This is a genomic window from Cupriavidus malaysiensis (assembly GCF_001854325.1).
GTDB classification, from domain to species: Bacteria; Pseudomonadota; Gammaproteobacteria; order Burkholderiales; family Burkholderiaceae; genus Cupriavidus; species Cupriavidus malaysiensis.
The window spans coordinates 2015567-2030290 of the sequence record NZ_CP017754.1 but is presented as its reverse complement, the minus strand read 5'-3'; the positions used below and the strand labels follow the sequence as shown (position 1 = coordinate 2030290).

Here is a 14724-nt window from a genome sequence, read left to right as displayed (position 1 = left end):
GGAGCCCGATATGAGCCACAAACCTGGCGACCTGCTTCACATCCGCGCACTCGACCTGATCATCTCGCCGCGCAACCAACGCAACCGGCCACGCAAGCGCGTGCGTGAGATAGGCGCCTCCCTGGTCGCCCATGGTCAGATTGAGAACCTGACCATCATCCCGCACGTCAGCCGCAAGAAGAACGCCCCCGCCTTCGAGGTGATCGACGGCGGCACTCGCCTGGAGGGTGCGCACCTGAGGATCGGCACCGGGGAGCTGCCAGAGTCCTTCGAGTTCCTCTGCATGGTGGCCGACCCCGACCAGGCGGAGGAGATCAGCGTAGCCGCCAACATGCATGAGGCGATGCACCCGGCCGACGAGTTCGATGCCTTCAAGCGCATGATCGATAGCGGCAGCTCGATCGAGGAAATCGCCGCACGCTTCGGCGCGACGCCGCTAACTGTGCAACGCCGCCTCAAGCTAGCCAACGTCTCCCCGCGCCTGGTGCAGGGCTACCGCGATGGCGAGCTGAACCTGGATCAACTGATGGCGCTGGCTATCACGGACGACCACGCCTGGCAGGAACAGGTGTGGAAGCGCGCCAAGAGCCAAGGTGAATGGCAGACGCGCCCCGACATGCTGCGTGCGGCAATCGCCAAGCCAGGCGCCATCAATGCGAAGACGGACCGCCTTGCCCGCTTCGTTGGCCTCGATGCCTACGAGGAGGCCGGAGGTCCCGTCCTCCGTGACCTGTTCAGCGATGGCGGAGGGTACATCGGCGATGGCTCGCTCCTGAAACGCTTGGCCCTGGAGAAACTTGAAGGTGTTGCGGAGCGCGTGCGCGAGGAGGGCTGGAGCTGGGTCGAGGCCAACGAGAGCATCAGCCTCCATGACATGACCCTCTTCGGCAAAAGCCAGCCGAAGAAGCGCGACCTGACGGACGAGGAGCAGGCGGAACTCGGTGAGCTGCAGGCGCAAGCCAAGGTGCTGGACGAGAAGATCCAAGCGCTCGACATCGAGGACGAAGCGCTGTCGACCGAACTCGGCAGCGTCGAGGCGCGCATTGAGGAGGTGGAAGCGCGACGCGAGATCTTCACCGACCGGCAGAAGGCCAAAGCCGGCGTGATCGTTCGAATCGACATGACGGGCGAACTGTCGATCCACCGAGGCCTGATCAGGCCCGAGCAGAACAAGAAGAAGGCCAAGAGCACCACAGCGGCCGAGCCCAGCGACGCGGACCCCGGCGACGCCGGTAGGGCAACCACTGCCGCGCCAGGCGAGGGCGAGCCGGAAGCCTTGCGCCCTCTGTCCGAACGCCTGGTCACGCAGCTGACAGCCCATCGCACTTCAGCCTTGCAGGCCCTGGTCGCCGACAACCCGTGCGTCGCCTTGGCCGAACTGCTCTATGCGCTGGTCCCTCCCCTTTTCGACGCCGTCGACGATCTCGCGCGCTACGACTCAGTGGCCAAGGTTTCCCTGACCAACATTCGTACTTGTGGGCAAGGCATGGCGCCCGACCTAGAGGGGTGCGCCGCCTGGACGCGCATGGACGAGCTGATCGGCGCGTGGGAGGAGCGGCTGCCGCGTGATCGCGATCAACTCTTCCCCTGGTTGCTGGAACTGAGCCACGTCGACAAGATCGACCTCCTGGCCGTCTGCGTCGCCCACAGCATCAATACGGTCGAGCAACGCGAGGACGCCCACGGCCACGCGAAGGCGCACCGTCTCGCCGCAGCAGTCGACCTGGACATGGCCGACTGGTGGGCACCGACCGCAGGTTCATACCTGGCCAGCGTACCGAAGGCGCGCCGCCTCGAGGCGGTGCGCGAGGCCGCCGGCCAGGAGGCCGCCGACGCGATCGCCGGCTTGAAGAAGGAAACGCAGATCGGCGCCGCCGAAGAGCGCCTGGTCGGCCGCCGCTGGCTACCGGCGATCCTCCGCGGCCCGGGCGCATCGGCTGCCGCGCTCCCAGACCAGGAGCCCTCCACCGCCTCGACCGAAGACGCCACCGAAGAATCGAGCCCACCTCCGACCGAGCCGGTGGCGCGGCTTCGCCCTGTGCGGTACCGCGACCAGGCCGGCAACACCTGGAGCGGGCGCGGTAAGCGCCCGGCCTGGATAGAAACCGCGCTGGCCAGTGGTAAAGCGTTGGATGAGCTGCTGGCCGAACCTGCTACCGAGGAGGTGTGACATGGAAAACCTCGACCTCCTGCAGATGGCCACCAACGCCGGCGGCACTCTTGAAGGCCCGAGCAGCGTCCGGATGCGCCCAACGCATCTGGAACACATTGCCACCCGCATCATTCGCGCTGCCGGAGCAGTACGCACGCTGTTGGAGCCCGTACCCGTCGAACGAGACCAGCACGGCTACTTCTTCCACCCGGCGCTGCCAGCGCAGCGCGGCGCAGACTTCCGTCTGGATTGGTTCGCCTTTGCCAATGGCTTCGACGTCAAGTCTGTTGTGATGGAAGACGACGAGCTGCCCGCCAAAGCGTGTGAGCGCTACCTCGGGCCTGCCGGCGACTTCTCCGATTGGGCACCAAAGTCACCCGCCGGCAAGGGGTGGTTCTGCCTGGCCATCTATGACTGTGAGGAAGGCCCGACGGCCGTCTACGTGCGCGAAGTCCGTCGGCTAGCGCAGGACACTTGCTGGAGAGTATCGGATATGCAACCCTCGGCGCCATCTGGAGTAGCGCAATGACGGTCAATTGCGCAGCCCCACTGCCGTCTGATAGCTCACTGTCGCCCATGCCGAATGGACGCGACTCAAGAAGCAAGAGGAGAGCGATTTCGCCGGTCTCTGCGAAGCCCCTCTACGTGGACCTGTCAACGGCAGCCGCAATCGTTGCCCTGTCCGAAACCAGTGTCCAGAAGTTGGTGCGCGAAGAAGCATTCCCGAAGCCTCGCCTTCTGTCGAAGCATCGGGTCGGGTGGCTCATTAGAGAGCTCGAAGAATGGGCCGAAACGCGTCCAGTCTCAGAACTGCCGCCACCGCCCAACACAAGCCGGCGCAATTGACCTCCAGAGTTGACAATGCAATCCACGCGAAGCGATGCTACTGAGATCAACCATTGCGAGATCAGCAACGGATAATGCAGCGGCAGCGGTGCGAATAACCGAGACGAGACGGGGATTGCCCCCCCGATCGGACGTCTCTTCCGGGCCCATATTGGATTGTGGAAGCTGCCTAGGCGGGTCGCACGTGGCTTCGCAAATGCGGACTGCACGAAGGCACACTTATTATTTGCAAAAACGGAGTTCCTAGAGGCCCCACCAGCGCACCCGCTACGAAACCGGCAGAGTACCCAAGGCTTGCTCCACAGATTTCCTCACCGAGATCTGAATTCTCCGAAAATGAGAGCCCTTTCTAGACGCCCCAATCTCCATCAATTGCTTACCTCCAAACTTCACATCTCGCTTCTTTCCCGATAATTGGCGAAGGAGCAAAGCAAACAGTGACTTCCCTCTCAGCAGGGTGCCATAGTTGGATTGAATTTCTTCGAGCAACGCTTCCGGATAGACCTCCCCCTCTTGCAGGGTCATTTCCGCCTCATAGAAAGCCTTGTCGTCCAAAACTTTGCCCGCATGCGTGCGAAAACTTGACGGCAACCCATTAATATTTCTATTAATTGAAAGCGCATACCACCGCAAGAACAGCTTTAATTCAGATTTAAATCCAGACACCTCATCGGGACGTAGAAAACTCTCGAGATCGCCATCAATAAATAGATCGTTCTCTATTGAATATCCCGTTGTAGTAATAAGGTCCTCTATGCCACTCGGCCGCCCCGCAATCGAATACACCCAAAGATCATTATCAACAACAAAAACGACCGGAGCCGATATGGGATTCTCTTTTATTCTCCTCCTAAGCTCAAGCACAGCATCCTTATTACCAGCCGGGAACATATCAACATCTAAATCACGTAACTCATGCTCAACAGAACGGTAAAAAATAATGTCATCCTTCCCCTCCACCAAGACCGTTGGAAGGGATGTCCGCCTAAGGATCTCATAGATCTCATCCACCGTTGGGCGCGCCTTTTCGGAACTCATATTACTCCCCCCTATCGATACCAACGCTAACCTCTTTATCTGGGTATTTTGCGTAAATAAAGGGAGAGTGTGTTGCGAAAATGAACTGATTGCCCGATTCTTGCGACTCAAGAATCGAATAAAGCCTTCTCTGCCAATCGACATGCAGACTAAGCTCCGGCTCATCAATAAATATAATGGAGTTCTTATGAAATGCGTTATAGCAAATGAAGCTGAGCATTTGCTTTTCACCCGCCGATAATGCATCGCTTGTCACTGCGGCGGCGGCATCACCAAAGCTCAATCGAGTTCCAAAGGATATGCCAGAGTGCTGAAACAATCTCTCCACGAGATCTCGAACCCCATTAAGAGGAGTCAGCGTACGCGAACTAAACTCCTCTATTTTCTCAATTTCCGCTCGAGTTTCTGAGAGGAGAGCATCCGCATCCTGTCGATTGTTTTGTGTTTTCTCGTATTGGCGAATTTTTTCAATAACGCTTTTGGTCACGTCCCCCTGAAAAGCGTTTATTTCCTCGGATAAGGCCGTGTACCTTTTCAAGAGCAAACTCACGATGTCCTGACTGGACAATGCAGCAATGAATGAATGCTTTTCATTCGAGAGCTTGCGAGAAACCGACACCAGCGACTCCTCCAACTCACCAACTGATTTCGTGCCACCTCGAGGTCGATTCGAAGAGGCAGGCGCTATAGAGAATCCACCTTCGATCCGACGGAATGTAGGGAAGAAAATGGACCCCCCCCTACCGACCATACGTGATTGAGCCTTATCCTCAGCATATTCACAATAACCGTCAGGCTCCTCATCGTCGTCCTCTAGAACATGACTTTCCCCATCGATCTCCAACTCAATCCTGCAATGCACGGACCCCGTTCGAATGACAGTGCAAGTATATTCATCCGTACCAACAGTACACGACTTAAAATTCACCTCCCGAAGGGCGAGCAATATATTGCCGCTAATTAAAGCCCAAGCCAATTTTATGATCGTTGTTTTCCCCGCCCCATTTCGTCCAGTCAGAATATTCAAATCCGGATTAAACCAATAGGTAATGACACCAGGCTTCCCAAAAAGCCCATTAACCGTCAAATAATTAATTCGCATGCACACTCGCAGATTAAGATTTCGAAAGATCTTGCACTAATGTCTCGCCACCATTCATCCCTCGACTGCCAGATGCCATACCCACCGCACATGACAACGTGATGAAGACACGCACCGTGACCAGCGCGCAGCCTGGTTAGTACTTAGCGCCCCCAAGAATCCAAATGACTGAACATTTTCAACGATCTCCTGATACGTGTCGAGAGATTGCATATGACAGGAAGTGTTCAGCGGGTTCGCAACAAGCCATTTAACCCTGAAGCACTCATGGAGCAACCGCCAGCAAAAATTCACCTCCGTGAGCCGCCTGCGCTTCCCAATATGCTGAGATACGCTTGAGCCAAGCATGTCGCTCGTGGTCGTAGGCGTGAAGGTTGTAGACACCCTGCACACCAGGCTGCATATGCCCAATGATTGCCTCGGCCACATCGGTTGGGCAACCCTGCGCCGTCAAGGTAGTCCGTAGGGTTCGCCGTAGATCATGCGGAGCCCAATGCGTGATGGTCAGCCTCGGCCTCTTCGACTTCGGCTTGGTCTTCGAATAGGGCTGATGGTAATGAACAGCGGTTTGAATCGTTTTCTGTTCAATATGGCCAACCGTCGCCCTATCGCCAGTCTGCCGCACTGGGAACAAGTAGCCATTCACAGCAATATCCCTGCGACGACGCACGATCTGCTCCGCACGGCCAATCAGCGGTACGCGCAAATCTGTAGCAGCGTCCCGATGTGAGTTTTTTGTCTTCATCTTCGGGATAGTCCACCAGAGCCCATCGGGCTCCTCGCTAAGCTCACGTACCTCCATCGATACGATTTCCGAACCGCGGCAGCCGGTCCAAAGGTAGAGCGTCAGCGCATCCGCCACCACCCGACTGAAGTTGGGCATCCACCGGACCAATTCGCCGACCTCCTTGGGCGTCAGCACGCGCTTGGCAGTGCCCACAGACTTGCCCTCAATGCGCTTGCCCTTGCTCCGCAGTCGCCCCCTCATCACCTGCCGCCACCAGTTAGGCACGGTATCCGACAGCCGGCCCGCGTCCAACGCATAGTCCCAAGCGGCGCCGAGCTCGGCACGAAGCTTGGCGGCCTGCACAGGAATGCTCGCGAAGCCATCCAGGAAGTCAAATGCCTGGGCACGAGTAATACTGTCTGCGCGAACGCTCCCTAGACCACCGAGCATCTTGTTGAACATACGCCCGACCTCGTCCGCCCCCTTCCTCTTCCGCCGGCGCTCGATGTATCCGGACAGGTAGTCGTCGCACAGCCGACGGACGGTGTAGTCAGCGGCGTGCGGTAAACTATCGGCTGTTTTGCCTTGAGCTGCGGTGCGTGCCGCGCGCTTCTCTGCAGCGGGATCTGCGCCACCATCGCGGGCGGCCCGAAGCCGCTCCCATTCGACGATAGCCGCCGCCGGTGACATGGCTGGCCAGGCGCCGATCTTGGATTGGCGCATACGCCCGTCGACCGGAGACTTGTAGCGGTAGATCCAGCTACGGCGCGTGGCACTGACCTCCAACCGGAGGCCTGGACAATCGGCGATCACCAGGTGTTCGCCTGGTTGCAGCAGCTTCGCAGCTCGGGCATCGAATTGCATGGCGTAGGTTTTCTCGGCGTAGGTTTTCCTGGAAGTGGGACACACGCACGCAGCGTAGGTTTCCTAGGACCGTTCGCCAAAAAGCTACGCTGAAGGCGCGAGTGCATTGGCGTGAGGACGGGTGCGGACGGTATATGTAGATCGCGCAAGAAGCCCACCGAACCCCGCCGAAAGCCATGCCAGACAAGGAAAAGCAGGAAAAAGCCAACGTGGATCAAGCAGTCAAGAAACCGTCCAAGGACAGCCATACGCCGATGATGCAGCATTATCGGGGTGTAAAACACTGAGCCCTTGTAGGACGGTCGTTTCAGGCTGTATGCCCAGCCAAAATAGAATATCCTGATACACCGGGCATACAGATTGGTGCGGGCTATTGGCGGCATCCCGGAACGCCCTGCTGGCCGGGTTTTGCCCCGATCGGGAGCCGGTTCCGTCGAGTATGCCCAGCCTCTTGGGCATACTTTAGAGGGGCTCCTCCGCGCACGGTGGGCTCGAGCCCATGTATGCCCCGTATGCCCGGGTATGATCGGCGTCTCTCCCCTCCACCCCGCTGATCCCCGCATGCCGATCGACAACTGCACCCACACTTTCGACGAGCTGGCCGCCACCGTGCTGCCCGCTCACCTGGAACGGCTTAAGGCCGCCCTCCAATCGCCCATTCCAGCCAACACCTTCGTCGGGTACACAACGGCCAAGAGCGCGCTGTCGGTGATCGGCGAGACCATCGACCGAAGCACCGACTTCCCCGGCTGCTATGTGTTCCTCGACGAGGACCGCCCCGTTTACGTGGGAATCTCGCGTGGGGTCATCAAACGCCTGCTGCAACACCTGAACTTCGAGACCCACTCGGCCGCCAGCCTGGTCTACAAAATGGCGAGCATGGACTTCCCGCACGAAATGAAGCGGGACCAGGCGATGAAGGACGAGCAGTTTCGCGAGGTCTTCCTCACCGCCCAGGGCCGGCTGCGGGAAATGTCGATCGCATACATTCAGATCGACAACGACCTTGAGCTGTACCTCTTCGAGGTGATGGCCTCGATGCACCTCGACACAGACACCTGGAACACCTTCCGCACCCACTGACCCGTGGCCCGGACCTGTGCAACACACGCTGATGGTTCATCGGTATCTGCGCATCAAGGCAGGTCCACCCCGCTCGCCCCGTCCGGGTGCCGCACGCTGTCGCTATACTGTTCACACAATACGGTGGGACCAATCGAGATCGGGGGCGGGGATGAAGGACCAACAGCGCAAAGGCCGGGGCCTGGCGACGTGCGTGACGGCGATCGTGGGGAGCACCCTGCTCCTCGCCGGGTGCGGTGACCGCTCCGTCTCGGGGTCCTACGTGGCCCACTTCGGCAACCAGGCGGACCTCCTGCAAATCACCGAAACGCCCGACCATCGTTTCACCGGTACGCTCCGCCACGCCGGGCTGAAGAACGACGGCACCCTGACGTCGAGCAGCGCCAACGTGTCGGGATCGGTCGACGGGAACAGCATCACCCTCACCGTCCTGGAAACGCCCCTGCCCATCGGGCAGAACTTCAGCGGGTCGGTCACCGGCGACGGGATCGACCTCACGGTGGCCAACGGTGCCCAGACCGGTGTCGAGCACTTCGCCAAAGGTCAGCCCTCCGATTTCGACCAGGAGGTGGCCCAGCTCAACCAGGCCGGCCAGCCGATCATCGCCGCACGCCAACGGGGCCAGCGGGTCGAGCAGCTCAACCGCCAGGTGAACGCCCTCACGGACAGCCTGAACCAGTTCGTCGCGAGCGCCCACCAGCACCTCGAACGCCTGCCCCGGGCCCAGGCCTACTACGAGCACGCCGTGACCGCCGAGCAGGCCAAGCTCGATCGCGCCCAGCGCCTCGAAGCCACCGGCAACGGTGTCGCGCAGGGCCAGGCCGGCGTGATCGTCGGACAGATGGGCGTCGACAAGTCGCAGATCTCGATCGCCGACGATTCGATCGACCGGGTGCAGGCCGATGCAGCGTCGGCGGAGAACGCCCTGAACGCCCGCATCGCCCAGTGGCGAGGGACCTGCCTGGACGGGAGCACCGTGAAGGTCGGGGACGTGATCCCGGACATGGGCCCGTGCAAGGGCCTCGCGCGTGCCGTCGCCGCCTACAACGCTGTGCTGCCCCCGCTGCACTCCGCGCTCGCCGCTGCCGCCCAGGCCAAAGCGCATGGCCACGCCCAGCTCGCCACCATCTGGCAGGCCGCCGACAACCTGCATTGAACACGTCCCCAGCGGAGGGAACCGTGGAAGGTTACGTCTATGTGATGTCGAACAAGGCGATGCCCGGCCTGGTCAAGGTCGGCTTCACCACCGGGACGCCCGAGGAACGCGCGGCGCAGCTCAACGGGACCCATTCGCCCCATCCTGTGGTGGTCGAATACTCGACGCACGTGCCCGACGCACGAGCGGTCGAACGGGAGGGCCACCTGCGCCTGCGCAAGCACCGCGAGGGAAAGGAATGGTTCCGGTGCTCGCGTGAGCTGGCGATCAACGCGATCAAGCGCGCCGCCGGCGACCTCGCCCGGAACGAGTTCTCCCGTGTCGAGCAGGAGCGCCAACAGGCGGCCTACCAGGAACAAGCCCGGCAGCACCGGGAAGCCGAGAAGCGGGCCCGCGACGAGGAGCAACGGAAGGCCGGGTTGAGGATCGCCGTGGAGCAGCGCTACGGGCCCCGCCTGGCGAAGTGCTTCCCTTCATTCTGGTCCGTCTACGGATGGTCGTGCGTCACGGTCTGGTTCGTGATCGCGTGCTTCCCCGGCGCCACGTTCATGGGCGGTCTGTTCGGGGGCGCGATTCTGGGTTTCATCCTCGCCTTCGTCGCCAAGGGCGTCCTCGACGATCGGGCCATGAAATCCCCAGCATACGTCGCCGCCGCTGCAGAGCGCCAACGCGAACTGGACGCGATCGACCGATCAGGGCCACCGCCAGCGCCTGCATCGAGCACGTCGACGCCCGCCAAACCCACCGTCTCTACCCGTGCCACGGCACCTGCTCCTCGTCTGGTGCGGGGGGACTACACCATCGAGCCGCCCACCGGAACGATCGCCGCGGACAAGTCCCCGGAGCAGCTGGCCCGCGAGCGCGCCGCTCGCGTGAATCAAGACCCCGCTGCCTAGCGCTTGAACCGCCACCACCCCGCCGCCCCGCGCCGGGTGTGGAGGTACGGGTTTATGCACGCTTTTTTTCGGCAAAAACGCGCTTAAAATGCACATTGCGTCATCAGATGCACTTTGCAGCATCTACAAACGCACAGCCAGACGCCACACTTCACGTCATCAAATGACGTGCTTTGGAGATTCTGGTTGTGGGAAAGGCGGTAGAGCGAAGTGCCAAGGAAATGGTCCAGGAGATTGGTCAGCGCCTCGCTGCTGTGCGCCGAGCCCGCGGCTGGACCCAGGCTGTCCTCGCCGACAAACTCGGCCTGGAAAAGGAGAGCGTCTCGCGCCTCGAAAGTGGCAAGGTCGCCATGTCCATCGAACGGCTGGTGATGTTTTGCGACGTGCTCGACGTGCCGATCGAGGAGATCCTCACCTCCGCGTCCGTGCACCCCACCGATGAAGCCCGCACCCTCATCGCCTCGTTGAACGGACTGGCCCCGGCCCAACGTGCGATCGTCCTTAAATCGGCACACCATCTGGCGTCCCTGCTCAAAAAAGAGCAACACCGAGAATGAGAGCCCATTGCGGCGGCGTAACATCAGACCTTAAAATCGTTTGCCGCTCCGGGCACCACTTAATCTCGTTCGCGTTAACGCAGACGTTTGCAGCATGGTATCCCCGATCCGCTGGGCATCCGGACTGTCCGTGATTGCGCGCAGCAGGTACAGGAGAAAGCTCCCCGGGGCGGCCTTGTCCTTCCATGAACACTCCAAACACCATCCTGATCCAGGCCCTCGTTGAAAACCAGGACCTGATGGACGCTTGGGAGCGCATGGACGTCCACGTGTTTTCCACCGGCGTCCTTGGCGTCCCATACGAGCAAGTCCAGAAAATCCTATACCCGCATCCGCCGTACAGAGCGTTCTTGATGGCGAAACGTAGCGGCGGTTTTCGCTTGATCCGTGAGCCCCGTCGTCGGCTGAAGGTTCTGCAGGAGAAAGTGCTTGCGCATTTGTACGAGCGCGCAGGAACCCCGAAGCCATGCGCGCACGCATTCATCAAAGACCGCAGCATCGTCACCAACGCACGCAGGCATCTGGAGCGACGCCCAACGTTCGTTTTGAATCTGGACCTGGAAGCGTTCTTCCCGTCGATCAGCTTTTACCGCGTGCGTGGTGTACTGAAAAAACCTCCGTTCAACTATTCCCACGAGGTCGCCACAGTCTTGGCGCAGATGTGCGTCGTCGGGAACGAGCTGCCGCAAGGCGCACCGACCTCGCCTTTTCTGTCGAACCAGGTGTGCCGGTCGATGGACCGTGATTTGATGGCCTTGGCGAAGCGTCACCGAGCCACCTACACGCGTTACGCGGACGACATCACGTTCAGCTTTTCGGCGCCCACTCGAGCAGCGCTGCCGTCGAACATCTGCACCTTCGACAGCGGCGTTGTCACGCTCGGCCAAGAACTGGTTGGGATCATCAACCAGCACAACTTCCAGATCAATCCGTCCAAGACGCGAATGTCGACGCGCCGCCGTCGCATGGAAGTCACCGGCATCGTCATCAACGAGTTCGCTAACGTCAAGCGCATTTTCATCGACAAGATTCGCGGCGCATTGCACGCTTGGGACAGGTACGGGTACGCCGCTGCCCAAGCCGCATGGGAACAACGCGTAACCAACGGCACTACCCTCGCGTATGAGAAGCGTCCGTGGAAGCGGCAAACTCGGACTGGGCAAACGCCGGCGCTGAAAAACGTTCTTTGGGGAAAACTGCTGTACGTTCGGATGGTTCGTGGGGACTCGGACGCGATCTATACGCGTCTGGCCGAGAAATACAACCGACTAGTGGCTCGGGAGCGCGACGGCAACGCGGACTTCGCCGCATCGACGCTGCCGGTCGAAGCGATCGTCCGCAACGTCGAGGACGCAGAACGCGCGGTCTTTGTCGTGGAGTGGGCCGCGGACTATCAACCACCCGTCCCTGGGCAACCCACCATGGTGGGCGGTCAGGGCACCGCTTTCGCATACAAGCAACGCAACCGGCTGATCACTTGTGATCACGTTTTCCGGGCCGAAGGTGAATACCAGTTGGGGGACGGTCCGAACGCCCAAGAAATCCCGTTCACGACGGACATCAACGAAGCAGCCGTGCAGGGGTTGAACGTGACCGCGATTGATCCAGTCTCGGGTCAGCGATGGCCTCTGCGCGTCGTGCACCGGCATGCACATCGGGATCTGGCGCTGCTCGAGTTCGAAGGCGCGCCGCCGGATCATCGTCACTTCTCAGGGATGGAAGCGCCGATCAATCGTCATGCGCCGACCCACCTCATCGGCTTCCCAAACTGGAACAACGGTCGACGTGCCAACATTGAACCCGCGATCGTGACTGCGCGTTTTCCACGCACGGGCTTACAGCGTTTTGAAATCAATCAGTTGATCCGTAAAGGCAACTCGGGCGGTCCCGTCGTTGACGAACTGTTCCGTGTGGCCGGGGTCGCGCAGCAGGGCGCGCAGCAAGACGCCGGCAACAACGAATGCCTATGCGTCCTTGAGCTGGACGCTTGGCTGGCCGAGTACGACGCTGACGTGGCTGCCCCTGCGGACGTGCCTGCCGCAGAGCCAGCGGCACCGGCTGCGGCTGCTGAAGCGCCAGCCGCGCCCGTGGCACCAGCGGAGCCCGCCGCCTAAGCCCGGTATAGGTTACGCTGTCCGTTTGCCACCAGGAGACATCCATGTGTGGTCGTTACTCCCGCGGTCAGGGCGACCTTTTCTACGTCGTGCCCCTCGCCACCGACGAGAACGACCCGCGCCTGCGCGGTCACGCGGACCTGTTCCGGCCGAGCTGGAACGTGTCGCCCGGCACCCAGCAACCGGTCATCACCCCCGACGGTCCACGTCTGCAAACGTGGGGCTACCGCCCCGCCTGGGCCGTCGAGCGCCAGCAGAAAATGATGATCAACGCGCGCCTGGACAAGTCCTCCAGCTCTGCGTGGAAATGGATGTGGAAAGCGCACCGCGTGCTCGTCCCCTGCGACGGCTACTACGAGTGGACCGGGGAGCCGGGGCACAAGCAGCCGTGGTTCATCCAGACCGCCAACGGGCCGCCCACGTATTTCGCCGGGCTGTCGAGCGTACGCGAAGGTGCCCCTCCGCCCAGCACACCGGGCGTGGTGGACGGTTTCGTGATCGTCACCGACGCCGCCGAGGGCCTGCTGGGCGACATCCACGATCGGCGCCCGCTGGTCCTCACGCTGGACGAAGCGAAGGTGTGGCTGGACCCCGCCACGACCTACGAGGAGGCGGTGCACCTGGCGAACAACGCCGTGAAGCCGTCGGAAGCCTTCCGATGGCACAAGGTGACGCCCGGGGTGAATCGCAGCGGTGGCGGGAACGACAGCCCGACGTTCAACGACCCGATCGACAACGCCTGACGGACGAAGGCCGGCGCTGTGGCCGGCCTCCCTCACGCTGCAGCAGCCCTGACGGGCCTGTTCGCGCTGCTGGCCGGACCTTCCCACACCGCCCCGCGCCCTGTCAACGTTGACAGGATGGTTACGGGAAAACCCGCTGTGCTACATTCCTCCGACCAAACGGAAGGGAGGTATGCGGCATGGGTTTTGCGTTCATTCGCGAGGGGGACACCACCTCGCACGGCGGTCGTGTTCTCGCCTGCGCGCCGGAAAACAAGGTTGACGGTCGACCGCTCGCCCTGCTTGGCGACAAGGTCTCCTGCCCGAAGTGCGGCGGCATTTACCCGATCGTCGGCGTCAAAAACCTGGGCATGACCTTCGACGGGCGGCCCGTTGCCTCTGAAGGTGACACGACCGCCTGCGGCGCATCGCTGATCGCCAGCCAAAGCACCGCCACGGCCGAGCCGACCAGCGGTCCCGGTGGGTCGATCGGTGGCGGCAAGAGCGTGCTGTCGCAAGCCAGCCAGGACACGCCCCAGCGCGGACGATTCCAGGTGGTCGACGACGCCACGCGCCAGCCCCTCCCCAATCACCCGTACACCGTCACGTCGTCCGACGGTCGCGTGGTCCAGGGCAAGACCGATGCGAACGGGTTCACCGACTGGCTCGAAGGGCACCAGGCCTCGTCCCTGTCGTTCCACCAGCCGGGGACCGACGCATGACTGGGTACGCCCCCGGATCGTCGTCCGGCGGGATGAGCCCGGAAGGCCAGACCACCCAGGTCGGGGCCAGCGCTGCCCGCCTCTCGCCGAAGGACCGCGAGGTCCTGTGCCGCACGTTCTGCAAATGCCGGCAGATCGGTGTCGCCACCAAGTCCGGACGCGTCCAGCGCCAGAAGTGCGTCGAACAGCGTCTGGGCCTAGCGAACGAGGTCTCGAAAATGGAGACGGGCGCTCCGACGGAATACCGCCCGGAGCAGCCGTACGACATGACCACCGAGCCCCCATCTCCGATCATGGACTATGACGATCCGCTTGAGCCGCATTCGAGCATCCGCCAGTGGATCCGAGACGTGTGGCCCAGCAAGGGCACCAAGTACCAGTCCGGGGACGTGCGACGCCCAGACGTCGTGATCGTCAACGACCCGACCCAGCCGCCCGTACAATCGAACATTAAGACGGTCGTCGAAATGAAGTTCCCCGGGGACCGGTACGGCCCTGACCAAGAGGCCGACTACGTGGAAATCGCGGGCAGTCCGGCGAAGTTTGCCCACCTCGGGGCCACCGAGTGCGGGTGCGGCGACGACGAAGGGGAGAAGCAAACCTCGTCGTCCAAGCAACGCGCGCCGCAGACGGACCTCGAAGATCTGTACGGTGGTGGCAGCAGCGCACCCGGAGGCCCTCCGCTTCCGCCGGTCGCGCCAGGCCCTGCCCCGTTCCCCGCCCCACCCATCTGGTAAGTTGACGC

Annotated in this window: 14 protein-coding genes; 11 read left to right on the top strand and 3 right to left on the bottom strand. The window is 61.5% G+C overall.

Annotated elements, in window-relative coordinates; genetic code table 11:
* Window positions 1-10 precede the first annotated feature (10 nt).
* From BKK80_RS08965 to BKK80_RS37955, 3 genes are read left to right on the top strand one after another with little or no spacing between them, the layout of a single operon-like run.
* A complete protein-coding gene (locus BKK80_RS08965; RefSeq protein WP_071069093.1) occupies window positions 11-2170 on the top strand; it encodes an H-NS family nucleoid-associated regulatory protein in 2160 nt (719 codons plus the stop codon).
* A gap of 1 nt (window position 2171) precedes the next feature.
* Window positions 2172-2681: a hypothetical protein gene (locus tag BKK80_RS08960; protein WP_071069091.1), complete on the top strand. Its 510-nt coding sequence runs from the start codon at window positions 2172-2174 to the stop codon at window positions 2679-2681.
* Window positions 2678-2998 (top strand): helix-turn-helix transcriptional regulator, encoded by a 321-nt coding sequence (locus BKK80_RS37955; protein WP_418235886.1) that lies wholly within the window; start codon window positions 2678-2680, stop codon window positions 2996-2998. The genes BKK80_RS08960 and BKK80_RS37955 overlap by 4 nt, the downstream gene beginning before the upstream one ends.
* 267 nt (window positions 2999-3265) lie before the next feature.
* Here the strand turns inward: BKK80_RS37955 and BKK80_RS35415 are convergent, their stop codons facing one another.
* The 3 genes from BKK80_RS35415 to BKK80_RS08955 form a co-directional block, all read right to left on the bottom strand.
* A complete protein-coding gene (locus BKK80_RS35415; RefSeq protein ID WP_084545523.1) occupies window positions 3266-4036 on the bottom strand; it encodes a DUF4435 domain-containing protein in 771 nt (256 codons plus the stop codon).
* Between the two features lies 1 nt (window position 4037).
* Entirely contained in the window at window positions 4038-5138 is a 1101-nt protein-coding gene (locus BKK80_RS35410; protein ID WP_084545522.1) for an AAA family ATPase, read from the bottom strand.
* Between the two features lie 265 nt (window positions 5139-5403).
* On the bottom strand, window positions 5404-6729 hold the full coding sequence (locus tag BKK80_RS08955) for a tyrosine-type recombinase/integrase (protein ID WP_071069086.1): 1326 nt from the start codon (window positions 6727-6729) through the stop codon (window positions 5404-5406).
* Between the two features lie 561 nt (window positions 6730-7290).
* On the opposite strand from BKK80_RS08955, the gene BKK80_RS08950 reads away from it, so the two are divergent.
* The 8 genes from BKK80_RS08950 to BKK80_RS08915 all read left to right on the top strand — a co-directional run bounded on the left by BKK80_RS08950 (window position 7291) and on the right by BKK80_RS08915 (window position 14716).
* Window positions 7291-7812 (top strand): GIY-YIG nuclease family protein, encoded by a 522-nt coding sequence (locus BKK80_RS08950; protein WP_071070763.1) that lies wholly within the window; start codon window positions 7291-7293, stop codon window positions 7810-7812.
* Window positions 7813-7963: 151 nt separating this feature from the next.
* Window positions 7964-8968, top strand: coding sequence for a hypothetical protein (locus tag BKK80_RS08945; protein WP_071069084.1), 1005 nt, complete (start codon window positions 7964-7966; stop codon window positions 8966-8968).
* Between the two features lie 23 nt (window positions 8969-8991).
* Window positions 8992-9864 (top strand): GIY-YIG nuclease family protein, encoded by an 873-nt coding sequence (locus tag BKK80_RS08940; RefSeq protein ID WP_071069082.1) that lies wholly within the window; start codon window positions 8992-8994, stop codon window positions 9862-9864.
* Between the two features lie 173 nt (window positions 9865-10037).
* Window positions 10038-10421 (top strand): helix-turn-helix domain-containing protein, encoded by a 384-nt coding sequence (locus BKK80_RS08935; RefSeq protein WP_224787384.1) that lies wholly within the window; start codon window positions 10038-10040, stop codon window positions 10419-10421.
* A 185-nt stretch (window positions 10422-10606) separates the two neighbouring features.
* Window positions 10607-12535, top strand: a complete 1929-nt coding sequence (locus BKK80_RS08930; RefSeq protein WP_071069078.1) for a reverse transcriptase domain-containing protein — start codon at window positions 10607-10609, stop codon at window positions 12533-12535.
* Between the two features lie 44 nt (window positions 12536-12579).
* On the top strand, window positions 12580-13278 hold the full coding sequence (locus BKK80_RS08925; protein ID WP_071069076.1) for an SOS response-associated peptidase: 699 nt from the start codon (window positions 12580-12582) through the stop codon (window positions 13276-13278).
* Window positions 13279-13457: 179 nt separating this feature from the next.
* Window positions 13458-13979, top strand: a complete 522-nt coding sequence (locus BKK80_RS08920) for a PAAR domain-containing protein (RefSeq protein WP_071069074.1) — start codon at window positions 13458-13460, stop codon at window positions 13977-13979.
* A complete protein-coding gene (locus tag BKK80_RS08915; protein WP_071069072.1) occupies window positions 13976-14716 on the top strand; it encodes a VRR-NUC domain-containing protein in 741 nt (246 codons plus the stop codon). Before BKK80_RS08920 ends, BKK80_RS08915 begins: the two co-directional genes overlap by 4 nt.
* Window positions 14717-14724 lie beyond the last annotated feature (8 nt).

Coding starts and splice junctions, on each gene's coding strand:
- BKK80_RS08965 (WP_071069093.1), top strand. CDS start 11: ATGAGCCACAAACCTGGCGACCTGCTTCACATCCGCGCACTCGACCTG.
- BKK80_RS08960 (WP_071069091.1), top strand. CDS start 2,172: ATGGAAAACCTCGACCTCCTGCAGATGGCCACCAACGCCGGCGGCACT.
- BKK80_RS37955 (WP_418235886.1), top strand. CDS start 2,678: ATGACGGTCAATTGCGCAGCCCCACTGCCGTCTGATAGCTCACTGTCG.
- BKK80_RS35415 (WP_084545523.1), bottom strand. CDS start 4,036: ATGAGTTCCGAAAAGGCGCGCCCAACGGTGGATGAGATCTATGAGATC.
- BKK80_RS35410 (WP_084545522.1), bottom strand. CDS start 5,138: ATGCGAATTAATTATTTGACGGTTAATGGGCTTTTTGGGAAGCCTGGT.
- BKK80_RS08955 (WP_071069086.1), bottom strand. CDS start 6,729: ATGCAATTCGATGCCCGAGCTGCGAAGCTGCTGCAACCAGGCGAACAC.
- BKK80_RS08950 (WP_071070763.1), top strand. CDS start 7,291: ATGCCGATCGACAACTGCACCCACACTTTCGACGAGCTGGCCGCCACC.
- BKK80_RS08945 (WP_071069084.1), top strand. CDS start 7,964: ATGAAGGACCAACAGCGCAAAGGCCGGGGCCTGGCGACGTGCGTGACG.
- BKK80_RS08930 (WP_071069078.1), top strand. CDS start 10,607: ATGAACACTCCAAACACCATCCTGATCCAGGCCCTCGTTGAAAACCAG.
- BKK80_RS08925 (WP_071069076.1), top strand. CDS start 12,580: ATGTGTGGTCGTTACTCCCGCGGTCAGGGCGACCTTTTCTACGTCGTG.
- BKK80_RS08920 (WP_071069074.1), top strand. CDS start 13,458: ATGGGTTTTGCGTTCATTCGCGAGGGGGACACCACCTCGCACGGCGGT.
- BKK80_RS08915 (WP_071069072.1), top strand. CDS start 13,976: ATGACTGGGTACGCCCCCGGATCGTCGTCCGGCGGGATGAGCCCGGAA.